Genomic DNA, 25,179 nt, shown 5'->3' on the forward strand with positions numbered 1-25,179 from the left:
CCCCGCTGACCCGCCGCACTTGCACGCCACTTACTCGACGAACACCACTGCAGTGCGCGGCGGGATGGTGAAGCGCCCGGTGGCGCTGTCATAGCGCGCCGCCTGCGCGCGCCGGTCCGCCGCGCCGCTGGCGGTGTGTACCGGATGCAGTCGGTATTGCTTGCCCTTCTCTCCATCCGCCACAACGCTCTGTTCAATCTTGTCCACATTGATCAGATACGTCACTGTCCTGAATCCCGCGCCGGGGTAGCCCGCGCCATCCAGGCGCGCGGCCACCACCGTGGGCACCTGCGCCGATCCCGTATTCAGGAAATGCAGCCGCTGCTTGATGTCAGCCGCCGTGCGCATGCGGAACAGGGTGCTGCTGGCGCGGATCTTCAGCAAATCGCGGAAAGCGTCGCGCGAGAAGGCGATGTCGGCCGGCGCCGGCTTGAGCGCCGCATTGGCCAGCAACGGCTTCATCAGCGCATAATCCTTGCCATTGTCCGCCTCCGGCGGCAGGCCCACGCCGTAGTAATTGTCCTGGTAAGTCCAGTCCAGGCGGTTGAACCAGTCGCCCGATTCAAAGCTGTTCTTGTCCAGCGACTTGGAGCGCAGGATGTCAAAGCCCGCGTGGTAGTACGCCACGCCCTGGCTGAAGGCATTGATGGCCGCGCCCAGCATCTGCACCCGTGCGCGCTCGGCGCTGGTGGTGGCCAGCGGCAGGCGGAAGGCGTTCAGGTCGTACATGGTCTGGTTGTCGTGGTTCTCCACGTAGTTCACCACTTCGCCCGGTTCGCTGGCATAACCTGCGGGCTGGCCGCTATAGTCGATGGCTTGCAGCGCCATCTCCTTGTCCTGCCAGGTCTTCATTTTGTACGTGCGCACACTGCCCGCCAGGCCCACGCGCACCAGGTCCGCCGCGCGCAGCAGGTCTTCCTTTGGGCGCTGGCCGGCGTGTGCGTTGGCGTCGTATACCAGGCCGTTGATATAGCCCTGCATGCTGAACATCTTCTCGCCCGAGTCGCCGGCGCCGCCGCCGCGCACCGCGTCGCGGCCACGGTCGCTGAAGGTGCCGATGCCGGTGCCGTTCAGCGACAGCTGTGAAGCCTGCACGAAGCGCGCGCCGTTCTCGACCTCGCCGAAGTTCCAGCCCTCGCCGATCAGCTGCACCGGGCGTCCTGCGGCCTTGTCCACGCGCGCCTGCAGTACTTCCATCGCGGCCCGCGGCTGGTGGCCCATCAGGTCGAAGCGGAAGGAATCGATTTTGTAGTGGCGCGTCCACAGCTCGGCCGAGTCGATCATCAGCTTGGCCATCATCATGTTCTCGGTGGCCGTGTTGTCGCAGCAGGTGGAACGTTCGATCACACCCTTGTCGTTCAGGCGGTGGTAGTAGCCCGGCACCACGCGGTCCAGCACGGACTTCTCGTCCTGGCCGGCGCGGTAGGTGTGGTTGTAGACCACGTCCATGCCCACGCGCAGGTTGGCCTTGTGCAGTGCCATCACCATCTGGCGGAATTCGACGATGCGGCGCGCGCCGTCTGCCGGGTCGGTGGCATAGCTGCCTTCCGGCGCGCTGTAGTGGAAGGGGTCGTAGCCCCAGTTGTAGCAGTCCTTGATGAAGGTGGAGGCCACCAGCGCCTGCTGGCTCTCGCTGTCCGGCGCGCCGCTTGGCTGGGGCGCCACGCAGCCTTTTTCCGGCACCGAGCCGATGTCGTACACCGGCAGCAGGTGGATGTCGGTCATGCCTGCCTGGCTCAGGGCGGCCAGATGCTTCATGCCGTTCGAGCCGGTCTCGGTGAAGGCGGTGTACTTGCCGCGGTTGGCGGCGCTGACGCTGCTGTCGTTGATCGAGAAGTCGCGCACATGCAGTTCATACACCGACATGTCGGTCTGCGTGGCCACGCGTTTCGGCGCCCGCGCCTTGTCCCAGCCTGCCGGCTTCAGCCTGGCCGAGTCCAGGTCGGCGATGTAGCTGCGCAGCGAATCGGTGGTCAGGCTGATGGAATACGGGTCGGTGACCAGGTTGCGCACCAGGCCCTTGCTGGGAGCGACCACGTCCACGGCGTACTTGTAGTATTTCCCGGACATATTGCTGCGGCGCGTAGCCGACCAGATGCCGGTGGCGGCGTCGAAGCGCATGGTGTCGACGCCGGTGGCTTTGCCGTAGCCGTTGTCGTAGGTGCAGACGGAGACTTGCTGCGCGGTCGGCGCCCACAGCTTGAAGGCGGTGTGGCCCTTGGCGACGGTGGCGCCCAGGTCCGCAGCCTTGCCGGCAGCCGCGTAGATATCGTCCAGCGCGCCGGCGGTCTGCACGGTGGTGGCGTCGCGCACGGTGCCGTCGGCGTTTTCCTGCACCAGCACCAGCTGCTGCTTGAGCAGGGCGGGCAGCCTGGCCTGGTCGGCCTGCGCCACGGCCAGCACGGCGCCGCTGCCCACGTATTTGAAGCGCTGCGCCGCGTCGGGCGGGATCGCTGCGGTATGGATGGCCATGGCCAGCACGCCATCGGCGCCGGAGACTTTGGCGCCGACAGCGGCGCTGACCTGGCCGGAGGCCGAGTGGTAGAGCTTGAAGGCGCCGCCGGCGCCGGCTTCCGCGCCCGGCCACTTGGCGAGCTGGCGGTTCAACCATACCGCACGCGCATCGAAGGTATTGGACTTGTGCAGCACGGTCTCGAACGGCGCATCGCATGCACTCAACTGAACCGACGCCTGCGCCCCGAATGCCGCCATCACCAACGCCGCGCCGAGCGTCAATTGCGCTCCCATCTTCCCAGCCATAGACTTGTCTCCAAAGTAGTTGAGCTACAAAAATGGCAATTGCAGCTTGGATTTGTCCGATATGGTAATCCAATTGCTGTAGCTTTACTACGAATTCTGTCTGCCGTGCCTACTTTTTGCCGGTGCTGATCTGGTATTTTTTGAGCTTGTCGTAGAGCGTCTTGCGCGGGACGCTGAGATTGTCGGCGGCGAGGGCGACGTTGCCCTCGGCGGCGGCCAAGGCCTGCGCAATCAGGTCGCGTTCGAAGTTGTCGACTTGCTGGGGGAGGGAGGCGGCATCGCCCACGGCCGCAGCAGTGGCGGCGGCGGGGACACCGGCGGCGGCCGGCGCCGAGGGGGCTGAGGAGGCCGACGGCGAGGGGGAGGGCGCCAGTCCCAAGGTCAGGCGCTCGGCGAAGTTGCGCAGTTCGCGCACGTTGCCGGGCCAGTCTGCGGCCTGCCAAGCGGCCATGTCCTGCGCGCTCCATTGCGGCAGCGGGCGCTGGTAGCGCAGCGCGGCTTCCTGCACGAAGTGCGCCAGCAGCAGCGGAATGTCTTCGCGCCGCTCGCGCAGGCGCGGCAGATCGATCGTCACCACGCCGATGCGGTAGTACAAGTCTTCGCGGAACAGGCCTTGCGCGCTCAGTTGCAGCAGGTCCGCCTTGCTGGCGGCGACCACGCGGCAGTCCAGCGCCACGCCTTCGTTGGCGCCCAGGCGTTCCAGGCGGCGCTCCTGCAGCACGCGCAGCAGCTTCACCTGCAGCGCCATCGGCATGCTTTCGATTTCGTCCAGGAAGACGGTGCCGCCGTTGGCGTATTCCAGCTTGCCGATGCGGCGCTTCTGCGCGCCGGTGAAGGCGCCCGCCTCATGGCCGAAAATCTCGCTCTCGAACACCGACTCCGGCAGCGCGCCGCAGTTGATGGCGACGAAGTTGCCCTTGCGGCCGCTGGCCGCGTGCAGCAGGCGCGCCATCACTTCCTTGCCGGTGCCGGTCTGGCCGTTGATCAGGATGTCCACGCCGGCCGGGCCGACGTTGCGCACCAATACCTTCAGGTGCTCGATGGCAGGCGAGCGGCCGATCAGGTCCGGCGTGTCCGGATGCAAGGCGCGCGCGGCGCGCAGTTCGCGGTTCTCCAGCACCAGGCTACGGCGCTCCTGCGCGCGGCGCACCGCGTCCATCAGGCGCTCGGAGGCGAAGGGCTTTTCGATGAAGTCATAGGCGCCGCTGCGCATGGCGGCCACCGCCATGGTGACGTCGCCGTGGCCGGTGACCACGATCACGGGCAGTTCGGCGTCCAGCGCCGTCACCTGCGCCAGCAGCTCCAGGCCGGAGCGGCCGGGCAGGCGCACGTCCGTGACCACCACGCCGGAGAAGTCGGCGCGCAGCAGCGGCAGCGCCTCCTCGGCGCTGGCGCAGGCTTGCACGGCGAAGCCGCCCAGTTCCAGTGTCTGCGCAGTGGCCAGCCGCAGCGCGGCTTCGTCTTCAATGAGGATGGCTTGCATTGGTGCTTTCCGGTTGCAGCGGCAGGCGCAGCACGAATTGCGCGCCTCCGCCGGGCAGATTATGCGCCGTCAGCTGGCCGTTCATCGCCTGCACGATGGACGATGAGATGGCCAGGCCCAGCCCCAGGCCCTTGCCGGACGGCTTGGTGGTGTAGAACGGTTCGAACAAATGCGCCGCCACCTGCTCTGGGATGCCGCCGCCGCTGTCGCTGATGCGCACCTCGGCATGGCCGTCCACGCGCTCCAGCGTGATCGACACCTGGCGCTGAGGCGCGTCCTCCACCGCGTCGAGCGCGTTGCGCAGCAGGTTGATGAGCACCTGTTCGATGCGCACCGCATCGCCGGCCACCAGCAGCGGGGCGGCGTCCGCGCCGCCGGCCGAGGCTGCCGGACCGGGCCCGGTGTCGATCGCCAGCGCCACGCCATGCCGGCGGAACTCGCTCTCCATCATGAACGCGGAGGCGCGCACTGACTTGGACAGCTCCACCGCGCAAATCGATTCATCCTTGCGCGCAAAGCCCTTCAGCTGCGCGATGATGGCGCCCATGCGCGCGCTGGCGTCGCCAATGTGGCCCAGGTTGGCCTCGGCCTGCGCCGGCTGGCCGCGCTGCAGGAAGGTGCGCGCATTGTCGGCGAAGGCGCGGATGGCGGCCAGCGGCTGGTTCAGTTCATGGGTCACGCCCGCCGCCATCTGCCCCAGCATGGCCAGCTTGCCCGCCTGGACCAGCTCATTCTGCGTCGAGCGCAGCATCTGCTCCGTGGCCTTCAGGCGCGCGTACTTGTTCTCCAGGTCCTGGTTGGTCTCGCGCAGCTGCTGCGTGCGTTCCACGATGCGGCTATCGAGCTCGCGCGCCGCCTGCTGCAAGGCCTGGCGCGACTCGTTGCGTTCCTCCAGCCTGCGCCTGCGCTGGTGCAGCGCCCAGCCCGACACGGCCGCGCAGGACAGCAGCAGGAAAGCCGCCAGCGCCCACAGCAGGCCGGCGCGCACCACGCGCGTCTGGGCCGGGAACAGCATCAGCTGCCAGCCCAGGCGCCCCACGGGCCGCGCCACGAACTGGCCCGGATGCTCGGACAGCGGCGCGACCTTCTGGCCCATGTACTGCTGCGTGCGCGCCAGTTCCTCCATGGTGGCCGCGCCCAGCGGCTGCAGGCTGCGGTAGCGCCACTGCGGCTGGTTGCTGAGGAAGATCACGCCGTGCCGGTCCGCCAGCGCGATGGCGTGCTCGCTGCTGCGCCAGGTCTGCTCAAAGTCCGCCAGGCTGATTTTTGCCACCACCACGCCCGCCACCGGTCCGCCGGCCGTGCCGTTGCGGTACACCGGCTGCGCGATGAAGTAGCCGGCCTCGCTGGTGCTGGTGCCGATGCCATAGAACAGGCCCGCGCGGCCATGCAGCGCTTCGTTGAAATAGGGGCGGTACGAGAAATTCTTGCCGACGAAGCCCAGCGGCTGGTCCCAGTTGCTGGCGCCGAGGGTCAGGCCGGTGCGGTCCATCATATAGATGGCGCCGACCTTGGCTTGCTGCTGGATGGTTTGCAGGGACTGGTTCAGGCGCGCGATGGCGTTCGCGTCGGTGGGGCTGGCCAGGGCCTGGATCAGGTCCGGCTGGAAGCCCAGCACGAAGGGCAGGGTTTCATACTTCTCCATGGCGGACTGCAGGTCCGGCGCCATCAATTCCAGCTGGCGCCGTCCCTGCTCCATCAAATCCGCCTGCGCGCGCAGCATGCCGGCCCAGCCGGCCGCCGCGATCGCGGCGGCGGCGCCCAGCAAGGCCAGTACTCTGATCAGTTTTGCGCGCATGGAGCGATTTTACATCGCAGCGCCTCAGTCGACGGCGGCCATGCGCATTTCGTCGTTGTGGTGGCGCTGCTGCTCTTCCATCACCAGCATGCCCAGTTCGCGCTTGAGGGCGTTGAATTCGGACGAGGACGGGTCGCGCAGGCGCGGCAGGTCGACCATGATGTCGCGCTTGACGGTGCCGGGACGGTAGGTCATCACCACGATGCGGTCGGCCATGTAGATCGCTTCTTCGATGCTGTGCGTGACGAAGATGATGGTCTTCTTCAGCTCGGCCCAGATGCGCAGCAGCTCGTCCTGCAGGTTGCGCCGGGTGAGGGCGTCCAGCGCGCCGAACGGCTCGTCCATCAGCATGATGGGCGAGTCCAGTGCCAGCACGCGGGCGATCGCCACGCGCTGGCGCATGCCGCCCGACAGGTCTTTCGGGAAGCGGTGGCGGAAGTCGCTCAGCGACAGCATGGCCAGCAGCTTCGACACGGTCTGGTCGATCTGGTCCTTGGACATGCCCTTGACTTCCAGGCCGAAGGCGATGTTCTTCTCCACGGTCATCCACGGGAACAGCGCATATTCCTGGAACACCATGCCGCGCTCGGGACCGGGGCCGGTCACGACCTGGCTGGCGGCGGTGATCTCGCCACTGGAGGGCAGCGAGAAGCCGGCGATGGCGTTCAGCAGTGTGGACTTGCCGCAGCCCGAAGGCCCCAGCAGGCAGACGAACTGGCCCTGCGGGATCTCCAGGTTGATGTCTTTCAGGGCGACCACTTCGCGGTCGGTGCTCTTGAATACCTTGTTCACGCCGCGCACGGCGATGTGGCTGAAGTTCTTTTCCATTTTGCTCATCTCAGTTCTCCAGGCCACGGTGCCAGCGCAGCAAATGATTGTTCAGTTTATTCATGCCGATGTCGATGAAGAGACCCAGCAGGCCGATGCTGATCATGCCGGCGATGATCTTGTCGGACCAGAAGTACTCGCGCGCTTCCAGGATGCGGAAGCCGAGGCCGTTGTTTACGGCGATCATCTCGGACACGATCACCACGATGAAAGCGGTACCGATGCCGATCCGCACGCCGGACAGGATGTAGGGCACGGCCGCCGGCAGCATCACGCGCACGAACATGGTGCGCTGGCTCACGCCGAGGTTGCGCGCGGCGCGGATGTAGATGCCGTCGACCTGGCGCACCCCGGCGATGGTGTTCATCAGCACCGGGAAGAAGGCGCCGATGGCGATCAGGAACACGGCCGGCGCGTTGCCCAGGCCGAACCACAGGATCGACAGCGGGATGTAGGCGATCGGCGGGATGGGGCGCAGCAGCTGCATCAGCGGGTTGAACCAGGAGTAGGCGCGCGGGCTGGAACCCATCATCAGGCCGAGCGGCAAGGCCAGGCCGGCGCCGACGGCGAAGCCGACCACCACCCGGTACATGCTGCCCAGCGTGTCCATCCACAGTTCGCCCGACATGGCCCACGACAGCCAGGACGAGGCGGCCGGGTCGTAGGCGGTCAGCGGCAGCGCGTATTCGATCAGTTTCTGCACCACCGCCACCGGCGACGGCAGCACCTGCGGATTGACCCAGCCCAGCATGGCGCTGGCTTGCCACAGCAGGACGACAACGGCGGGCACCACCAGCCCGGTGCCGATCTCATGCCAATTCAGTTTTTTCATGATGTCCCCGCTTTATTTGATGTTCAGGCTTTTCTTCGCTTCGTCCAGCAGGTCGGTCTTGACCCACTCGGTGGCCACCGGCGGCTTGCGCATCTTGCCCACGCCGGTCTTGGCCATCACGTCCGTGGTGATCTGGATGTGCTGGGCGGTCACGTCGTAGGAGTAGGGCGAGTTGCTGATGGCGTCCTGGAAGTCGTCGGCCGTGATCTGGTTCTTGAAGATCACTTCGCGCACATACTTCTCGGCGGTCGGCTTGCTGTCGATGAAGGTCTTGGTGGCCTGCACGAAGCAGTTCATGAACTTGGCGGCAGTTGCGCGGCGCTCCTTGTAGAACTTCTCGCTCATGACCATGGTGCGTACCGGCTCGCCGATCGGCGTGTCGTAAGGCTTCATCACTTCCACCCCGAAGCCCTTGTTGATGGCCTGCGACGATTGCGGTTCCGATTGCATGATGGCGTCCAGGTTCTTGCCGAGCAGGGCCTGGTTCAGGTCCGCGAACGCCAGGAAGATCAGCTGCACGTCCTTGCCCGGCTGGTCGGAGAAGGTGATGCCGGCCTGCTGCAGCTCGGCCGCCAGCAGCACCTCGTGGATGCCGCCGCGCGTGACGCCGACCTTCTTGCCCTTCAGGTCCTTGATGGATTTGATGCCGCCGTCGGGGCGCGCGACCAGGCGCGCGCCGCCTTTTGCGAAACCTGCCACCACGTAGATCGGGGCGCCGTTGGCGCGGCCCTGGATCGCCGCCTCGGAGGCGGTGGCGCCCACGTCCAGTTCACCGGCCAGGATGGCCTGCATCACGTCCGGGCCTTTGGCGAAGATGTGCTCTTCCACCTTGATGCCGCACTTGGGCGCGATCTCCTTGATGTACGACACGGCGCCGTAGTGCGCGAATTTGAGGTTGCCGAGGCGGACCACTTCCTGTGCGCTGGCGGTGGTTGCGGACGCTGCGAATGCGGCGGCGATGGCGAAGGGAAGGGCGCGGATGATGTTCTTGCTGATGCTCATGTTCGTCTCCTGAACGGGTTTGTTGTAAGGAGCTAGTGAGCAGAAACCGTGCCACGCGGGCCGAAAAAGCCAAGTGCTTGATTTGATTCGTTTGGTGCGCTGCCGCATGGCGGAGCGCCGGGAGCTGGCTGGGCGTAAACCCGGAATCCTGGCCATGCCTTGTGCGGATTTCCGCCGCGCCGGTCCGGTCTACTACCTCAACCCTGCCAGCAGCGCGGCGGCTTGCGCGTCGTCTCGGTAAGGGTCTTGCGGCAGCGCGATGTCGGGCCGCAGCAGGCCGTCGCCGCGCACGCCCGCAGCGGAATGAAAACAGCCCGCGCGGGGCGGGCTGTACAAACTGCAGGGGCGGAAACCGCGGCGGATTACGTCGCCTTCGGCTCCGGCGTGCCGTAGCACGGATTAGGATCCGGCTCCACGCGGTAGTTGTCCACCATCTTGTAGCGCATCGCATACAGCGCGAAGGCGAGCGCGGTGAGCATGGCGAAGCCGGCGAAGAAGAACATCTGGAACGCGATCACGCTCAGGCCGCTGTTGGCGATATGGCCCAATACGGCTTCGTTCTTCACGCTGGAGTTCACGATCAGCACCCACAGGTTGCCGACAGTGACGGCCAGGGTCCAGAAGCTCATGATGGAACCCTTCATCGATGGCGGCGCCTGGCTGTAGGCGAATTCCAGGCCGGTGGCCGACACCAGCACTTCGCCCAGCGTCAGCAGCGCATACGGCAGCAGTTGCCACAGGATGGACATCGGCGTGCCGCCGTCCATCATCACCTGCACCCAGCCGATCACGATCCAGGACAGCGAGGAGATGGCGATGCCGGCGCCCATGCGGCGCAGCGCGGTCGGTTCGATGCCCATCTTGCGTATCATCGGGTAGACCACCAAATTGTTCAGCGGGATCAGCAGCATCACCAGCAGCGGATTCAGCGCCTGCATCTGCGCCGGCAGTACCTTGAACTCCCAGCCGAAGATCGACAGCAGGGGGCTGGTCATGGAGTTGGCCTGCACGATCCAGGTGGAGGCCTTCTGGTCGAACAGGGACCAGAACGGCGTCACCAGCGCGAACACCACCAGGATGCGCAGCACGGCGCGCACGCCTTCCACCGCTTCGTCCGGGTGCTGGCCGCGCGCGCGTTCCAGCTGCATGGCGGTGCCGACGCCGCCGAACGCCAGCAGCAGCACCAGCGCGAAGCAGGCCGAGATGACAAAGCCCCACCAGGGCGACATGCACAGCGACACCACCGCGCCAAGGGCGCCGATGACGGCGATGGCCAGGCCGGGACGCGATTGGCCGGGCAGCTTGGTCAGCAGCGCGGTGCGGGCCACGCGGGTGAACGAGTCCGGGCTGGGAGCGGCGGGCGGCACGTGCACGTAGCGCTTGCGGCCGAGGTAGAAGATGACGGTGGCGATCAGCATCAGGATGCCGGGGATGCCGAAGGCGATCGCCGGGCCCAGGTTCTTCAGGAACAGCGGCATCAGCAGCGAGGCGAAGAAGGAGCCGAAGTTGATCATCCAGTAGAAGGCGTCGTATACGGTCTTGGCGCGGTTCTTGTTGGTCTGGTCGAACTGGTCACCCACGAAGGCCGACACCAGCGGCTTGATGCCGCCCGCGCCGAAGGCGATCAGGAACAGGCCGAAATAGAAGCCCTGCAGATTGTCTTCAAATATGGCAAGGCAGGCGTGGCCGCAGACGTAGATGAGGCTCATCCAGAGGATGGTGTTGTACTTGCCGAAGTAGCGGTCGGAGATCCAGCCGCCCAGCAGGGGGAAGAAGTACACGCCGATCACGAAGGTGTGGAATACGTGCTTGGCCTCGCTCACGCGGTCTGCCATGGGCACGAACAGCAGCAGGGTGCTGATCAGGAATGGCGTGAGGATGTTGCGCATGCCGTAAAAGCTGAAGCGCTCGCATCCCTCGTTGGCGATGATGAACGGTATCTGCCGAGGCATCGGGCCGTTGCCCGTTTGTAGATCAGCTTGCGCCATTTTGTCTCCCTGGATTTAACTGATCGGGATGCTATGCCGAACCCACTACCCTTGGCAACTGGTATATGCAAGTTGCTATACGATAAATATGTGCTTATCGATTGTAGTTTGACTACGTATCGAATTTTCGTGATTTCATTTATGTGATTGATTTTAAAGGAAATTGATGCGACTGGCTGCCATGCATTCCAATTGAAAAAAACAAAAACATCATGTATATTCTCTACAAATCTAACACTTGGATACCGACATGAGCAAACAATTGTCCCCGAACTGGTGGCGCGAAGCGATCATCTACCAGGTTTATCCGCGCAGCTTCAACGACAGCAACGGCGATGGCGTGGGCGACCTGCCCGGCATTACCGCCAAGCTGGACTACATCGCGCAGCTGGGCGTGGACATTGTCTGGATCTCGCCATTCTTCAAGTCGCCAATGAAGGACTTCGGCTACGACATTTCCGACTACTGCGACGTCGACCCGCTGTTCGGCACCCTGGCCGACTTCGACGCCCTGATCGCCAAGGCCCACAGCCTGGGCCTGAAGATCATGATCGACCAGGTGATGTCGCACACGGCCGAAGACCATCCGTGGTTCGCCGAAAGCCGCAAGAGCCGAGACAACCCGAAGGCCGACTGGTATGTCTGGTCCGACCCGGCCCCGGACGGCTGCCCGCCGAACAACTGGATGTCCGTGTTCGGCGGCTCGTCCTGGCAGTGGGACTCGCGCCGCAAGCAATACTATATGCACAATTTCCTGGTCAGCCAGCCGGACCTGAACTTCCACAACCCGGAAGTGCAGCAGGCGCACCTGGACGCGCTGCGGTTCTGGCTGGAGCGCGGCGTGGACGGCGTGCGCATGGACGCCTGCAATTTCCACTTCCACGACCGCCAGCTGCGCAGCAACCCGCCGGCGCTGGTGCGCGACACCTCCACCGTCACGGACGTGAACCCGTACGGCATGCAGGCCCACATCCACGACAAGACCCAGCCCGAGAACGTGGCCTTCCTGCAGAAGCTGCGCAAGCTGCTGGACGAATACGGCGCGGTCGCCATCGGCGAAGTGGGCGCCGACGATTCGCTGGCCGTGATGGCCGAATACACCGAGGGCGGCGACAAGCTGCACATGGCCTACAGTTTCAACTTGCTCACGCCGGTGTGCTCGGCCAGGCATATCCGCTCGCAGGTGGAGCAGTTCGGCGCGCGCGTGAAGGACGGCTGGGCCTCCTGGTCGGTGGGCAACCACGACTCCATCCGCGTGATGACGCGCTGGGGCGGCGACAACCCGTCGCCGGAAATGGCCAAGCTGGTGCTGGCCATGCAGCTGTCGCTGAAAGGCACGCCGTGCCTGTACCAGGGCGACGAGCTGGCCTTCACCGAAGCCGACGTGCCCTACGAGCTGCTGCAGGACCCTTACGGCATCACCTTCTGGCCGGAGTTCAAGGGCCGCGACGGCTGCCGCACTCCGATCGCGTGGAGCCAGGAAGCGCAAGGCGGCTTCACCAGCGGCAAGCCGTGGCTGCCGGTGGACGAGAAGCACATCGCCCGCGCCGCCTCGGTGCAGGAAGCCGACGCCGCCTCGCCGCTGGCGTTCGCGCGCAAGATCATCGCCTGGCGCCGCAGCATGCCGCAACTGACGCGCGGCGACGTGGTGTTCTTCGACACGCCGGAGCCGGTGCTGGCGCTGCGCCGCGACCTGGCGGGCGAGCGCAGCGTGCTGGCCGTGTTCAACCTGGGCAAGGAGCCGGCGACGCTCACCTTGCCGCAGGCGGCCGGCGCGGAAACGATTGCCGCTCCCGGCCTGCCGGGCGAGGCTGGCGCGGACGGCAGCGTGAAGCTGCCGGCCTACGGAGCCTGGTTCGGCTACGCGGCATAGCAAATGTAACGCCCGCGATGCGGGCGTTTGCTTTTATACATCGCGTATTTCGGGTATCCTTGCCGCCTTCTGGGGCGTAACTTCCCAACAAGACAAAATCGACGATGAGACAAGCTGAAGTTGACCAAAAATCCAGCCGCACCGCTTTCGCGGACGGTCCGCGCCTGCTGGCGGACATTGGCGCCACGCATGCGCGCTTCGCGCTGCAGACCGGCCCGTCCGAGTTCCGTGCCGTGCGCGTGCTCAAGTGCGACGACTTCACCGGCATCGTGCCGCTGCTGCGCACCTACCTGGCCGACCATGCCGACATCACGCTGAACCACGCCGCGCTGGCGGTGGCCAATCCGGTCAGCGGCGACTACGTGCGCATGACCAACCGCGACTGGGAATTCTCCACCGACGAAGTGCGGCGCGCCCTGGGCCTGCATACGCTGCTGGTGGTGAACGACTTCACTGCGCTGGCCATGTCGCTGCCGGGCCTGAAACCGGCGGACCTGATGCAGGTGGGCGGCGGCGCCCCGGCCAGCAATTCCGTGATCGGCGTGCTGGGTCCGGGCACTGGCTTGGGCGTGTCCGGCGTGATTCCGACGGTGGACGGTTTCGTCACCCTGGGGTCGGAAGGCGGCCACACCAACTTCGCGCCCGCCGACGAGCGCGAATACGCCATCCTGCAGTACGCGTGGCAAACCTGGCCGCACGTGTCGACTGAGCGCCTGATTTCCGGCCCCGGCATGGAGATCATCTACCGCGCCATCGCCAAGCGCAACGGCCGCAACGTGAAGGACCTGAACGCGCAGGAAATCATGGCCGGCGCGCTGACCGACAAGGACCCGTTGTGCCTGGAAGTGCTGGAGTGCTTCTGCGCCATGCTGGGCGGCGCGAGCGCCAACCTGGCGGTGACGCTGGGCGCCTTCGGCGGCATCTTCATCGGCGGCGGTATCGTGCCGCGCATGGGCGACTGGTTCGCCTCCTCGCCGTTCCGCGCGCGCTTCGAGGCCAAGGGCCGCTTCACTACCTATCTGTCCGAGATCCCGACCTACGTCATCACCACACCGAACCCGGCGTTCTACGGCGTGGCGACGATTTTGTCCGAACACCTGCGCGGCCGCAGCGGCGCCAACACGCTGATGGAGCGCGTGCAGCACCTGCAGCACGAGCTGACGCCCGCCGAGCAGCGCGTGGCGGCGCTGGTGCTGGAGCAGCCGCGCCTGGTGCTCAACGAACCCATCGCCGACATCGCGCGCCTGGCAGAGGTGAGCCAGCCGACCGTGATCCGCTTCTGCCGCTCGCTGGGCTTCTCCGGCCTGGCCGACTTCAAGCTGAAGTTCGCCAGCAGCCTGACCGGCGCCATTCCGGTGCGCCACAGCCAGGTGCGCGTTTCCGACAGCACGCACGACCTGAGCGCCAAGGTGATCGACAACACCGTGTCGGCCATCCTGAAGTTCCGCGACCAGCTGGACGTACGCTCGCTGGACAAGGCGATTGCGCTGGTGGCCAAGGCCAAGCGCATCGAATTCTTCGCCATGGGCAATTCGCGCGTGGTGGCGCTGGACGGCCAGCACAAGTTCTTCCGCTTCCGCATTCCGACGGCGGCCTACGGCGACTCGCACTTGTTCGTGCTGGCGGCAGGGCTGCTGAAGGCGGGCGACGTGGTGATCGCCATATCCAATTCCGGCAAGCTGCCGGAACTGCTGGACGCGGTGGACGCGGCGCGCGCCGCCGGTGCCGACGTGATCGCCATCACCAGCAGCCAGTCGCCGCTGGCCAAGCGCGCATCGGTGTGCCTGGCGGTGGACCATTCGGAAGACAGCACTACCTTCCTGTCGATGATCTCGCGCATCCTGCAGCTGCTGCTGATCGACATCCTGTCGGTGGGCATTTCGGTGGACGCGCAGAACGCCGAGCTGGTGCTGGAGCGCAAGGCGGGCGAGGGCGTCGAAGCCGACAGCCGCCGCCTGCTGATCTCGCACCTGGACAGCTGAGCAACGCTGCGCCGTCGGGCGGCTTGCCGCCCTTATTCGCTGGCCTGGCGCACCACCAGGTCCAGCAGCGCCTGGGCGCTCTGGATGGCTGACGAGGCGCGCGCGTCCTTGGCCAGGGTTTCGAACGTGCCTTGCGTGAAGTACAAGCCGTCCGAGGCCAGGAAGCCGATGCGCAGATGGCCGGGGCCAGGCGGCGGCGTGCGGCCGCGCGCGGCCAGCGTGGCCTGGCGCAGCGCCGGCTTGGCCGTTTCCACCAGTGCCTTGGCGCTGGCCGCCACTGCGTCCGGCGCGCCTTCAAACACGGCAAACTTGCCGGTCTGGTTGATGTAGCGCACGGTGCCGTCCGCATACGCGGCCAGCACGTCCAGGCCTTCCTCCAGCGGCACTTCCACGATCACACCCAGCAATTCGTGCGCAGGCACGGGATGGCCGTTCTCGCGCAGCCAGTTGCAGGCCAGGATGCGCACGCGGCTTTCCTCGTCGTGGTCTTCGGCGATGGTGCGCACCACGGAGGCGTCGGCCTGTTCGCCGAACAGCGCGGTTTCCGTGCCCTGCGGCTTGTAGAGCGAGGTTTCGTCGCAAAACAGCAGGTTGTAGATCAGGTTGAGCTCATCCTGCTTGTAGGGAGCGCTGAGAGCAGCGGGGCCGGCAGGCGCCGCTGAGGATTTTTTTCCAAAGAGGGCAAGTATTTTTTTGAACATGGGACGGGACAACGGGACAGAGCTTGCATGATACGGCAATGCGGGAAATCAGGTGGCACAAAAATAAACTTGAATTTCTTAAAAAACAGGTTAAGATATATCTTACTTCGATATATCTTATGGAGAATTTCATGTTCCACTTTTTCAAGGGTCCGCACCGTTTCCATCCTCATATGCACGGCCACGGCCACCATCGCGGCGGCGGCGGGCGCGGTCCCAAAATGTTCGATTCGGGCGCCATGCGCTACGTGGTGCTGCAGCTGATCGCGGAGAAGCCGCGCCACGGCTACGAAATCATCAAGGAGCTGGAGCAGCGCACCGGCGGCAGCTACTCGCCCAGCCCCGGCGCGATCTATCCGCTGATGGCCATGCTGTACGACATGGGCCACGTGTCGATCAGCCATGACGGCGCCAAGAAGCTGCACACCGTCACGCCCGACGGCCAGGCTTTCCTGGACGAGAACCGCCAGATGGTGGACGCCATGATGGCGCGCCTGAGCGAGCCGGCCGAGGCGGGCGGCGACCTGCGCTCGCTGATGCACGAACTGAAGGAAGCGGTGATCCGGCGCGCGCGCGACGGCTCGGCGAACGAAACACGGTTGCAGCATATCCGCGCTATCCTGCGCAAAGCTGCCGCCGACATCAACCAGCTCGATTGAACGGAAGCCTATGACCAATGTCTCCCCTGTAGCACCCCTGCCGCCTGTATCGCCGGTGTCGGCCACGCGCGAGCGCCTGATCCTGTGGCTGCTGGCGCTGACCCAGTTCACCGTCATCATGGATTTCATGGTGATGATGCCGCTGGCGCCGCAGCTGATGCAGGCGTTCGGCAAGACGCCCGCTGCCGTATCGGGCGCGGTGTCGGTGTATTCCTGGTGCGCCGGCTTGTCCGGCCTGCTGGCCATGACGTATATCGACCGTTTCGACCGCAAGCGTCTGCTGCTGACCATGTTCTTGCTGTTTACCGTCTCCAACCTGGCGTGCGCGCTGGCGCCGAATTTCCATGTGCTGGTACTGTCGCGCGCCTTCGCCGGCCTGACCGGCGGCGTGCTGGGCGCCATCTGCATGGCCATCATCGGCGACCTGGTGCCGCCTGAGCGGCGCGGCGCGGCCACCGGCATCGTCATGACCTCGTTCAGCCTGGCCGCCATTGCCGGCGTGCCGGCGGGCGTGATGATGTCGGCCCATTTCGGCTGGCAGTCGGCGTTCTATCTGCTGGTGGGTTTCTCGGTGCTGATCTGGTGCGTGGCGCTGCGCGCGCTGCCGGCGATGTCGGCGCACCTGAAGGCGGCGCCGGTGCCGCTGGCGCGCATCCTGCCCGAGCTGGCGGGCATGTTCCGCGTGCCGGCGCATTTGAAGGCCTTTGCGCTGTCGGGCATGACGATGATGTCCGGCATGCTGGTGATTCCCTTCATTTCGCCGGTGCTGGTGGCCAATTACGGCGTGCAGCCGGCCGAGATCACCTGGATCTACCTGGCCGGCGGGCTGGCCACGCTGTTCAGCGCGCGCCGCATCGGCGCCTGGGCCGACCGCGCCGGCAAGCAGCGCGTGTTCCGCGCCGTGGCGGCGTTTTCCATCCTGCCGCTGATGCTGATCACCCACTTGCCGCATGTGCCGCTGATCGGCATGGTGTTGATGTTCCCGTTCTTCATGACGGCGCTGTCGGGCCGCACTGTGCCGCTGCAGGCGCTGATGACGACGGTGCCGGATCCGGCGCGGCGCGGCGCCTTCCTGAGCGCCAATTCGGCGGTGCAGCAGATGGGGACGGGACTGGGCGCGTTCGTCGGCGGGCTCTGGCTGAGCACCGACGCGGCCGGGCATATTTCAGGCTACGGTTACAACGGCTGGGCCGCCGCCGCGCTGACGGTGATGGCGATATGGTGGATCAGCCGGGTGCACAGCGCAGCAGTGGCGGCGCCCGCCGCAGCGCGCTCCGCCGCGTAGGACGGTCGGGCGGGGAGGGCGGGTTAGCAGGGCGCGCCCTGCGTAAGCCGCCACGGCATCACTCGCCCGGGCCGCGACGCAGCAGCGGCTTCTTATCCTTGCGCCACTGCTCCAGCGTCATCGGTTCGCCGCTGACATCGTCGTCCACCAGGATCTCGCCGTCGGACTGCGCCACCAGGAAGCTTTCCCAGCGCTGCGCCGCGTCGCTGCTGTTCTCGACGAAGCTGAGCTGATAATACTGCTTGCCCTTCACGGTGCGCAGCTGCGCGTCGTACTCCATCAGCGCACCGCGCGCCTGGCCTTTCGATTCGGTCTCTATCCGGTCTGCCCACGCCTTCAGCTCCGGCAGCGCCATCAGCGCCGCCACCGCCTGCTCGCGGCTCAGCGCGCCCTTCGCGGATGCCGCTTGCACACCCGCTGCGCCTTGCCGCGGCGCACTTCCGGCATTGGCGGCTGCGGCCAGCGTGGCCGCCGGCGCGGCAGGCTGCGCCGGTTGCCGCTCCGAGTACAGGTAATAAGCACCCAGGCCAGCCGCCAGCAGCCCGGCCAGCGTCCCGGCAATCGCAGCGGTTTTGGAATTCGAAGAGCGCGGTGCCATGTCGATGCAGCCTTGTCATAGTATGAGTTGCGGCCATACTAAACCAAGCGCACCCGCGCAGCAACTTGCTTATTGACGGCTTCGGCGGCGGCGGAACAGGCCGATCAGGCCGAGGCCGAAGCCCATGGTGGCCAGGGTGGCCGGTTCGGGGACGGCGGTGACGGAGATGGCGTCCAGCGCGCCGCCCAGGCTGTCGCTGGCGCCCACGGCGGCGAACTTCAGCTCGCCGGCGCCGCCCAGGCCCACCAGGTTCATCTTGTAGACATTCCACGCGTTGCCCGCTCCGCCGTTGCCGGTGAAGATGCCCTTCGAAGCGCCATTCCAGAACACTTCGATGCCGTTCGACGCGGCTGCCACGCCTTCGCGCGGTGCGTAGGCGAAACTGAGGGCGTAGGTGCTGCCGGCCGAGGTGGCCAGCGTCTGGCTGATCCAGCTGTTGCCGGTGGTGTCCAGCTCCACGTAGCGCTGGCCGGCGTAGGCGTCGCCCGCGACGTGGTTGCGCACTTCCACGCCCAGCGCGCCCGCAGTCCAGCCCGCCAGGCTGCTGGTGATGGCCCAGGTGCCGCTGGCAACGGAACTGGTTTCAAAACCGCCATTGCTGACCATCTGGATGGTGGAGGCTTGGGCGCCGGCAGGGGCGAGGAAACAGGTGGCGAGGAGGAGGCGGAGCAGGCTGGCGGTCTTCATGGGCAGGATGTAGATAATTATCAAGAGGAAACAAGTGTTTCCTGCAATGCATCGAGATTATAGCCCGGAATGACGCCGCCTGCACATTCCTTGTGCAAATAAAAAAACCCGCAAGGCGCGAGCCTTGCGGGTTTCTCAGCGATGAACCGGTGCGGTTCGGCGCGCTACGGCGATTACATCATGCCGTCCATGCCGCCCATGCCACCCATACCGCCCATGCCGCCCATGCCGCCGGCTGGCTTGTCTTCGTTGATTTCAGCAACCATGCAGTCGGTGGTCAGCATCAGGCCGGCGATCGACGCTGCGTTTTGCAGTGCCGAGCGGGTCACCTTGGCTGGGTCCAGCACGCCCATTTCAACCATGTCGCCGTAGGTACCGTTCGATGCGTTGTAGCCGTGGTTGCCGGAACCGGCCAGCACTGCCGCAACAACAACCGATGCTTCTTCGCCGGCGTTCTGCACGATCATGCGCAGTGGCTCTTCCATCGCGCGCAGAACGATCTTGATGCCAGCTTCCTGGTCAGGATTGTCGCCTTTGACGGTCAGGGCGGCACGGGCGCGCAGCAGGGCGACGCCGCCGCCTGGCACGATGCCTTCTTCAACCGCAGCGCGGGTGGCGTGCAGTGCATCTTCCACGCGGGCCTTCTTCTCTTTCATCTCAACTTCGGTGGCTGCACCGACCTTGATCACGGCAACGCCGCCAGCCAGCTTGGCGACGCGTTCTTGCAGTTTTTCACGGTCGTAGTCCGAGGTCGCTTCTTCGATCTGCACGCGGATCTGCTTGACGCGCGCTTCGATGTTGGAACCGTCGCCGGCGCCATCGATGACGATGGTGTTTTCCTTGCCCACTTCGATGCGCTTGGCCTGGCCCAGTTCTGCCAGGGTGATCTTTTCCAGGGTCAGGCCGATTTCTTCAGCAACCACCTGGCCGCCGGTCAGGACGGCGATGTCTTCCAGCATGGCTTTGCGGCGGTCGCCGAAGCCCGGGGCTTTCACTGCGCAGGTTTTCAGGATGCCGCGGATGTTGTTCACAACCAGGGTCGCCAGCGCTTCGCCTTCGATGTCTTCGGCGATGATCAGCAGCGGACGGCCAGCCTTGGCAACTTGTTCCAGTACCGGCAGCAGGTCGCGGATGTTGGAGATCTTCTTGTCGCACAGCAGGACGAATGGATTGTCCAGGATGGCAACTTGCTTCTCTTGGTTGTTGATGAAGTACGGCGACAGGTAGCCGCGGTCGAACTGCATACCTTCCACGATGTCCAGCTCGTCGTTCAGCGACTTGCCGTCTTCCACGGTGATGACGCCTTCCTTGCCCACTTTTTCCATCGCTTCAGCGATGCGCTCGCCGATCGAGTAGTCGGAGTTGGCCGAGATCGCGCCAACCTGGGCGATTTCCTTGGTGGTGGTGCATGGACGCGCCAGGATGGCGATCTGCTCGACGGTGGCAGCGACTGCCTTGTCGATGCCGCGCTTCAGGTCCATCGGGTTCATGCCGGCGGCAACGAACTTCATGCCTTCGCGCACGATCGCCTGGGCCAGCACGGTCGCGGTGGTGGTGCCGTCGCCGGCGTTGTCGCTGGTCTTGGAAGCAACTTCCTTGACCATTTGCGCGCCCATGTTCATCAGCTTGTCTTTCAGTTCGATCTCTTTGGCGACCGACACGCCGTCCTTGGTCACGGTAGGGGAGCCGAAAGAACGCTCCAGCACTACGTTGCGGCCCTTGGGACCCAGGGTGACTTTTACTGCGTTGGCGAGGATGTTTACGCCTTCAACCATCTTGGCGCGCGCTGCGTCGCCGAATACTACGTCTTTAGCTGCCATGTTCGGATTCTCCTGAAATTGCTTCTAAGTTATTTGTTTACAACAGCCATGATGTCTTCTTCGCGCATCACCAGCAGCTCGTCGCCGTCGACTTTGACAGCCTGGCCGGAATATTTGCCGAACAGAACGCGGTCGCCCACTTTCACTTCCAGCGGACGCACTTTGCCGTCGTCCAGCACTTTGCCATTGCCCACGGCCAGGACTTCGCCCTGGTCTGGTTTTTCGGCGGCTGCGTCAGGAATGATCAGGCCGGATGCGGTTTTGGTTTCCTGGTCGAGACGTTTGACGATGACGCGATCGTGCAAAGGGCGAAGGTTCATACAAAACTCCTTTATCAATGGTGGTAAGTACCGTGTGGTGCCGATGAGGCAGCGGCCGGCGCTTGCCAGGCCGCTGCCTCGGAAATCTTGTTAGCACTCTCGGCTAACGAGTGCCAATTATAGGGACGCTTATGCCCTATTTCAAGACAGGCATGAACTTATTTGATTGCCACCTATGGAAAACAGGGTCCAATGCCGCGCAAACCACACTCGGCTTTGCGCTGGCTCAAGCGTTATGCAATGGCATGAATAACAAGTTTTCATTTAAATCAAGCATGCCTAGACTGGAGGTGATAGCTCAATTGCGAGGAGGCCGTCCATGTTCAAGTCATTGTTAGCCGGCGTCGTGGCCGGCTGCCTGCTGGCCGCCGGCCCGCCGGCATCAGCGCAGGCCGGCGGGCCGGTGCTGCAGCAGCCGCGCGGCGCTGCGCGGCCGGCTTCCGGCATGCCGGCCGCGCCGCCGGCGCCGCGCGCCACCGCCATCGAGGACGGCCGGCAGTGCAGCGTGATCGGCTTTGAAGGCGTGGGCGACACCGCGCCGATCCCGGAATTCGATGGCATTTCCTCGCCGGGCTGGCTGGGCCTGATCGACCAGGATGCCGGCGGCACCGGCAATATCGCGCAGGAGCCGTCGCCGCAGACGGTGGCCTTCTGGCTGGGCGGCGATCCCAGCACGCGCGATATCGTGCTGGGCAACAAGGCCTCCAAGGTCCAGTTGTATTACACCTCCTTCGTCAACGTGACGCTGCAGGCGCTCGATGAGGGCGGCAATGTGCTGGCCACGGCCAGCGGCGCGCCGAACGTCCGCGGCGGCGTGGGCGATCCGACCGGGGAGTTCAACCGGTGGGATCCGCTGTCGGTGCAGGCCGACGGCAACCAGATCAAGACCGTGCGCGTGATCGGCAACACCAACCAGACCGCCATCGACAACCTGAAGGTGTGCGGCACCATCGGGGTCGAGGCGGTGGAAATGACGCAGGCCATCCAGCAGTACCAGGACCTGGCTGCGCTCAAGTCCAGCCTGGGCGCCGGCCGCGAACCGCCGGTGCCGGTGGTGGCCGGCAAGCTGGGCGTGCTGCGCGTCTACATGCACAAGGTGAACGCGGTCACCACGGTGACCCTGCGCGCGAGCGGCCAGATCAACCAGGACCGCACCGTAACGCTGCAACCGCAGTGCCAGCCGGAGGATCAGCGGCGCGAGCGCAACGGTTGCCGCGCGGTGAACTTCTACTTTGTCCCGCCGGAAGGGAACTGGGACGTCAACCTCAAGGTGGTCGATTCCGGCGGCAACGTGCTGCAGGAGCACGACCTGCCGTTCAAGAGCCGCAAGACCGATACCCTGACGCTGAAGGGGGTGACGGTGTGCGACGCCCGGAATGCGGCCGGGGTCTGGCAGTGCGCGCCGGCCAGCGCGCTGGCGGGCAACACCACGCTGCTGCGCAAGATCGCGCCGACCTCGGCGGTGGGCCTGGAGATCACCAACAGCGTGGTGCGGCGCGACGCCTCGGTGTACGCCGATCCGTTCGGCTGGTGGGTGGCGGCGGCCAAGGATGCAAACGATTTATACGGTTTCTTCGATTGGCTGTCGGCGCTGGGCGGCGAGCACCGCACCTACTACGGCATGGCGCGTACGGCGGCGCCGGGCGGCTTTGGCGGCGTTGCGCACGACATTCCTTCGCACGCCGCCATCGGCCGCAGCAGCGCGATGCGGCTGGGCGTGGAGACAGTGCGGGAGGTGGTGGCGCACGAGGTGGGCCACACGCTCGGCCTGCGCCACACCAACACCGGCGCGCCGGCCGCTGGCGCCGCGCCGCCGGGCTGCTACAACACTGCGGCGGATGCGGACACCGACTGGCCCTTCGCCGACAACCGCATCCAGAGCGCGGCGCGGCTGGAGGTGGGCTTCGACGCGGGCAACGCGCGGGCGCTGGCCCCGGAGGACACTTTCGACATCATGAGCTATTGCGTGCCGCGCTGGATTTCGCCGCTGCGCTACAAGCGCGCCATGACGGCGCTGGGCGGCGGCGCGGTGGCCGGGCCCAGCATCGTGGCCGGCGGCCGGGACGCCGCCGTGGCGGGCCCGGTGCCGGCGCCGGCGCCGCGCGCCGTGGTGGACGGCGTGTTCTGGAGCGTGTCCGGCACTTTTGAGCCAGATACGCTGATACTGGACGCGCTGTTCGACGACGCGCGGCGCGGGCCGAACGACCGGGGTGAAGGCACGCACCGCATCGAAGTGCGCGGCAGCGGCGGCGCGGTGCTGTTTACGCGCGAGTTCACGCCGTCGGTGGCGCGCGCCGAGAGCCCGGATGGCGACCCGGCCGGCAATCCGGCCTTCTTCGAACTCATTCCCTACAACGCGGCTGCCGCCGCCATCGTGGTGCTCGATCCGTCCGGCGCCACGCTGGGCAGCTACACGCTGGGCGGCATTGCCCCGGTGGTGGAGATGCTGCGGCCGCTGGCGGGCAGCGTGAGCGGGGTGCAGGAGATCGCCTGGTCGGTGGCGGACCCGGACGCCGAAAGCGACCGCTACACCACCAAGGTTTACTACTCGGCCGACAACGGCGCCACCTGGGCGCAGATCGGCAAGGAGGAGGCTGCGCTGACGCTGAAGGCCGACTTCGACACGCTGCCCGGCGGGAACGGCAGCGTGCGCATCAAGCTGGTGGTGTCGGACGGCGTGAACACCGGCACGGCCACCTCGCCGCCGCTGACGGTGCTGAAAAAGGTGCCGCAGGACGTGGCCATCGTGCAGCCGGCGCACGGCGCGGCCTTCGCGCAGCAGGCACTGGTACAGTTCGAGGGCCGCGCCTACGACGTGGACGACGGCATGCTGGACGGCGCGGCCATCGGCTGGACCTCCAGCCTGGATGGTGCACTGGGCACAGGCGCGGTGCTCAATGTGGGCACGCTGCGCGCCGGCACGCACATGGTGACCATGCGCGCCACGGACCAGGACGGCAACACCGCCAGCGCCGCCGTCACGGTGCTCGTGGCCGGCGCGCCGCCGGTGCTGGCATTGCGCGCCGTGCCGCTGAATACGCTGCCCACCACCTGCGTCCAGGCCACCATCACAGCGGCGGCGCAAGGCAGCGTGGCGCTGGCGCGGGTGGAGTACAGCCTGGATGGCGGCGCCGGCTGGACCGCAGTGCCGCTGGGCCAGCTGCCCTTCAAGTTCATCGTGCCAGGCAGCGGCTACTTCCACCTGGTCGCGCGCGCATTCGACGCGGCAGGGCAGGTTACCGCAGGCGACGCCAAGTTCTTTGTCGACAGCGCCTGCGGCCAGAACGGCCCGCCGCGCGTGGACGGCGCGCTGGCGGGCCAGGGCACGGCGGCGCCGGGCGTGCTGTATCTCGATGTCCGGCTCACCAACAACGGCATCGGCCCGGCGCGGCAGGTGCGGCTGGACTCGCTGGCCTTGCAGCCCTTGCTGGGCAGCGGCCTGCCAGGCATCAACCCCATGTCCCCCACTTTGCCGCTCGCGCTGCCCGACCTGGCGCCGGGCGTCTCCACCACGGTGCGGCTGTACGTGACCGTACCGGCCACGCTGCGCCGCTTTTCGCTGATCGAGGGCGGCGCGCTGGTGGACAGTGCCGGCCGCGCGCTGCGCTTCTCTTCCAGTCACATGATCTTGCCTTGATAGGAGTAGGAAAATGCACAACGTCTTGCACACCATGCGCGGCCTGGGCCGCCGTGTGGCCCTGCTGGCGGCGCTGCCGGCGGCCTTGCTGCTGAGCGCTGGGGCCGCCGCGCAATCCTGGAGCGCGGCCACCACGCCGGCAAACGGCCATATCGGCGGGCGGGCGGGCAGCGCGCTGTCCTGGGGCTACGAGATCGCCAACCTGGACGCCGCGCTGTGGCTGGTGACCACCGGCGTCAGCGCCGACACCTTCCAGTACGCTACGCCGACGTCGATGTTCCGCTTCCCGATCCTGGGGCCGGGACAGGCCGACAGCATGCCGGCCAGCGGCGCCTTCGGGCTGTACGGCCTGACATGGCACGCCAACGCGCCGCTCGGCTACGTCAACCAGGGCAGCTTCCTGCTGACGGCCGAGTGGTGGAGTGGCGATCCGCTGGCGGGCGGCAGCTATGTGTCGGCCGCCGACAGCATGTGGCTGGACTACTCGGCCACCGTGACCAGCTTGCTGCCGGTGCCGGAGCCGTCGGCGGCGCCGCTGCTGCTGGCCGGGCTGGCGCTGCTGGGCTGGCGGCACAGGTCGAGGAAGTGCACCGCGCCTGCCAGGCGGTAATGGCCTTGCGCGCGCACCGGTGTGCCGGGCCCGATGGCCAGGCCCCGGCGCACCAGGTCGTCCGGGCAGCGCGCCGCGCCTTCGCCGGCGTGATACAGAAGACGCACGTCCTGCCCCTGCACGCGCAGTCGCAGCGCGCAGGGCAGGTCGCGTTCGCAGCCGCGCATGTTCTCAAGCACTACTCCTTGCACCAGCGCATAGCCGTCCGGCTGCACGCGCAGTTCGTCCTGGACGGGCGCGGGCAAGATCGTCAACGGCAGGGCCAGCGGCAGTGTTAGCGCGCCCATCAAGCCTGGCACTTTTCCCATAGTCCTGG

At 66.0% G+C, this 25,179-nt stretch carries 18 protein-coding genes; 6 read left to right on the forward strand and 12 right to left on the reverse strand.

Annotation, left to right across the window (positions count from 1 at the left end; all coding sequences use genetic code 11):
• Window positions 1–30 precede the first annotated feature (30 nt).
• The 7 genes from ASD15_RS23010 to ASD15_RS23040 all read right to left on the reverse strand — a co-directional run bounded on the left by ASD15_RS23010 (window position 31) and on the right by ASD15_RS23040 (window position 10,691).
• Complete coding sequence (locus ASD15_RS23010) at window positions 31–2,760, reverse strand: alpha-1,6-glucosidase domain-containing protein (RefSeq protein ID WP_057157376.1); 2,730 nt, start codon at window positions 2,758–2,760, stop codon at window positions 31–33.
• Between the two features lie 109 nt (window positions 2,761–2,869).
• The gene (locus ASD15_RS23015) at window positions 2,870–4,243 is read right to left on the reverse strand and encodes a sigma-54 dependent transcriptional regulator (protein WP_057157377.1); all 1,374 of its coding nucleotides are present in this window, start codon (window positions 4,241–4,243) and stop codon (window positions 2,870–2,872) included.
• The gene (locus ASD15_RS23020) at window positions 4,224–6,041 is read right to left on the reverse strand and encodes an ATP-binding protein (protein ID WP_057157378.1); all 1,818 of its coding nucleotides are present in this window, start codon (window positions 6,039–6,041) and stop codon (window positions 4,224–4,226) included. The genes ASD15_RS23015 and ASD15_RS23020 overlap by 20 nt, the downstream gene beginning before the upstream one ends.
• 24 nt (window positions 6,042–6,065) lie before the next feature.
• Entirely contained in the window at window positions 6,066–6,869 is an 804-nt protein-coding gene (locus ASD15_RS23025; RefSeq protein WP_057157726.1) for an ABC transporter ATP-binding protein, read from the reverse strand.
• A 10-nt stretch (window positions 6,870–6,879) separates the two neighbouring features.
• Complete coding sequence (locus ASD15_RS23030) at window positions 6,880–7,701, reverse strand: ABC transporter permease (RefSeq protein ID WP_057157379.1); 822 nt, start codon at window positions 7,699–7,701, stop codon at window positions 6,880–6,882.
• A 12-nt stretch (window positions 7,702–7,713) separates the two neighbouring features.
• Entirely contained in the window at window positions 7,714–8,703 is a 990-nt protein-coding gene (locus ASD15_RS23035; RefSeq protein ID WP_057157380.1) for an ABC transporter substrate-binding protein, read from the reverse strand.
• A 362-nt stretch (window positions 8,704–9,065) separates the two neighbouring features.
• Window positions 9,066–10,691, reverse strand: coding sequence for an oligopeptide:H+ symporter (locus ASD15_RS23040; RefSeq protein WP_057157381.1), 1,626 nt, complete (start codon window positions 10,689–10,691; stop codon window positions 9,066–9,068).
• Window positions 10,692–10,941: 250 nt separating this feature from the next.
• Between ASD15_RS23040 and ASD15_RS23045 the strand changes: the two genes are divergently transcribed.
• The gene (locus ASD15_RS23045; protein ID WP_057157382.1) at window positions 10,942–12,564 is read left to right on the forward strand and encodes an alpha-glucosidase; all 1,623 of its coding nucleotides are present in this window, start codon (window positions 10,942–10,944) and stop codon (window positions 12,562–12,564) included.
• Between the two features lie 104 nt (window positions 12,565–12,668).
• Complete coding sequence (locus tag ASD15_RS23050) at window positions 12,669–14,546, forward strand: glucokinase (RefSeq protein WP_057157383.1); 1,878 nt, start codon at window positions 12,669–12,671, stop codon at window positions 14,544–14,546.
• A gap of 32 nt (window positions 14,547–14,578) precedes the next feature.
• Here the strand turns inward: ASD15_RS23050 and ASD15_RS23055 are convergent, their stop codons facing one another.
• The gene (locus tag ASD15_RS23055; protein WP_057157384.1) at window positions 14,579–15,247 is read right to left on the reverse strand and encodes a hypothetical protein; all 669 of its coding nucleotides are present in this window, start codon (window positions 15,245–15,247) and stop codon (window positions 14,579–14,581) included.
• A gap of 131 nt (window positions 15,248–15,378) precedes the next feature.
• Here ASD15_RS23055 and ASD15_RS23060 point away from each other — a divergent pair, with 131 nt between their 5' ends.
• Entirely contained in the window at window positions 15,379–15,906 is a 528-nt protein-coding gene (locus ASD15_RS23060; protein ID WP_229418312.1) for a PadR family transcriptional regulator, read from the forward strand.
• Between the two features lie 10 nt (window positions 15,907–15,916).
• Entirely contained in the window at window positions 15,917–17,191 is a 1,275-nt protein-coding gene (locus ASD15_RS23065) for an MFS transporter (RefSeq protein ID WP_057157386.1), read from the forward strand.
• 58 nt (window positions 17,192–17,249) lie between these two features.
• Here ASD15_RS23065 and ASD15_RS23070 read toward each other — a convergent pair whose 3' ends face one another.
• From ASD15_RS23070 to groES, 4 genes are all read right to left on the reverse strand, one after another.
• Window positions 17,250–17,789 (reverse strand): hypothetical protein, encoded by a 540-nt coding sequence (locus ASD15_RS23070; protein ID WP_082552093.1) that lies wholly within the window; start codon window positions 17,787–17,789, stop codon window positions 17,250–17,252.
• Window positions 17,790–17,858: 69 nt separating this feature from the next.
• The gene (locus ASD15_RS23075; RefSeq protein ID WP_057157387.1) at window positions 17,859–18,500 is read right to left on the reverse strand and encodes a PEP-CTERM sorting domain-containing protein; all 642 of its coding nucleotides are present in this window, start codon (window positions 18,498–18,500) and stop codon (window positions 17,859–17,861) included.
• A 149-nt stretch (window positions 18,501–18,649) separates the two neighbouring features.
• Window positions 18,650–20,296: a chaperonin GroEL gene (groL, locus tag ASD15_RS23080; RefSeq protein ID WP_057157388.1), complete on the reverse strand. Its 1,647-nt coding sequence runs from the start codon at window positions 20,294–20,296 to the stop codon at window positions 18,650–18,652.
• Between the two features lie 29 nt (window positions 20,297–20,325).
• Window positions 20,326–20,616 carry a co-chaperone GroES gene (gene groES, locus ASD15_RS23085; protein WP_056393686.1) on the reverse strand — a complete coding sequence of 97 codons (291 nt, stop codon included), beginning with the start codon at window positions 20,614–20,616 and terminating at the stop codon, window positions 20,326–20,328.
• A 319-nt stretch (window positions 20,617–20,935) separates the two neighbouring features.
• Here groES and ASD15_RS23090 point away from each other — a divergent pair, with 319 nt between their 5' ends.
• Both ASD15_RS23090 and ASD15_RS23095 read left to right on the forward strand, forming a co-directional pair.
• Window positions 20,936–24,253 carry a hypothetical protein gene (locus tag ASD15_RS23090; protein WP_057157389.1) on the forward strand — a complete coding sequence of 1,106 codons (3,318 nt, stop codon included), beginning with the start codon at window positions 20,936–20,938 and terminating at the stop codon, window positions 24,251–24,253.
• Window positions 24,254–24,266: 13 nt separating this feature from the next.
• Window positions 24,267–24,863 (forward strand): PEP-CTERM sorting domain-containing protein, encoded by a 597-nt coding sequence (locus ASD15_RS23095; protein ID WP_057157390.1) that lies wholly within the window; start codon window positions 24,267–24,269, stop codon window positions 24,861–24,863.
• Window positions 24,864–25,179: the final 316 nt, after the last annotated feature.

It is taken from the genome of Massilia sp. Root351 (genome assembly GCF_001425045.1).
Classification (GTDB): Bacteria; Pseudomonadota; Gammaproteobacteria; order Burkholderiales; family Burkholderiaceae_D; genus Rugamonas.

Coding starts and splice junctions, on each gene's coding strand:
- ASD15_RS23010 (WP_057157376.1), bottom strand. CDS start 2,760: ATGGCTGGGAAGATGGGAGCGCAATTGACGCTCGGCGCGGCGTTGGTG.
- ASD15_RS23015 (WP_057157377.1), bottom strand. CDS start 4,243: ATGCAAGCCATCCTCATTGAAGACGAAGCCGCGCTGCGGCTGGCCACT.
- ASD15_RS23020 (WP_057157378.1), bottom strand. CDS start 6,041: ATGCGCGCAAAACTGATCAGAGTACTGGCCTTGCTGGGCGCCGCCGCC.
- ASD15_RS23025 (WP_057157726.1), bottom strand. CDS start 6,869: ATGGAAAAGAACTTCAGCCACATCGCCGTGCGCGGCGTGAACAAGGTA.
- ASD15_RS23030 (WP_057157379.1), bottom strand. CDS start 7,701: ATGAAAAAACTGAATTGGCATGAGATCGGCACCGGGCTGGTGGTGCCC.
- ASD15_RS23035 (WP_057157380.1), bottom strand. CDS start 8,703: ATGAGCATCAGCAAGAACATCATCCGCGCCCTTCCCTTCGCCATCGCC.
- ASD15_RS23040 (WP_057157381.1), bottom strand. CDS start 10,691: ATGGCGCAAGCTGATCTACAAACGGGCAACGGCCCGATGCCTCGGCAG.
- ASD15_RS23045 (WP_057157382.1), top strand. CDS start 10,942: ATGAGCAAACAATTGTCCCCGAACTGGTGGCGCGAAGCGATCATCTAC.
- ASD15_RS23050 (WP_057157383.1), top strand. CDS start 12,669: ATGAGACAAGCTGAAGTTGACCAAAAATCCAGCCGCACCGCTTTCGCG.
- ASD15_RS23055 (WP_057157384.1), bottom strand. CDS start 15,247: ATGTTCAAAAAAATACTTGCCCTCTTTGGAAAAAAATCCTCAGCGGCG.
- ASD15_RS23060 (WP_229418312.1), top strand. CDS start 15,379: ATGTTCCACTTTTTCAAGGGTCCGCACCGTTTCCATCCTCATATGCAC.
- ASD15_RS23065 (WP_057157386.1), top strand. CDS start 15,917: ATGACCAATGTCTCCCCTGTAGCACCCCTGCCGCCTGTATCGCCGGTG.
- ASD15_RS23070 (WP_082552093.1), bottom strand. CDS start 17,789: ATGGCACCGCGCTCTTCGAATTCCAAAACCGCTGCGATTGCCGGGACG.
- groL (WP_057157388.1), bottom strand. CDS start 20,296: ATGGCAGCTAAAGACGTAGTATTCGGCGACGCAGCGCGCGCCAAGATG.
- groES (WP_056393686.1), bottom strand. CDS start 20,616: ATGAACCTTCGCCCTTTGCACGATCGCGTCATCGTCAAACGTCTCGAC.
- ASD15_RS23090 (WP_057157389.1), top strand. CDS start 20,936: ATGTTCAAGTCATTGTTAGCCGGCGTCGTGGCCGGCTGCCTGCTGGCC.
- ASD15_RS23095 (WP_057157390.1), top strand. CDS start 24,267: ATGCACAACGTCTTGCACACCATGCGCGGCCTGGGCCGCCGTGTGGCC.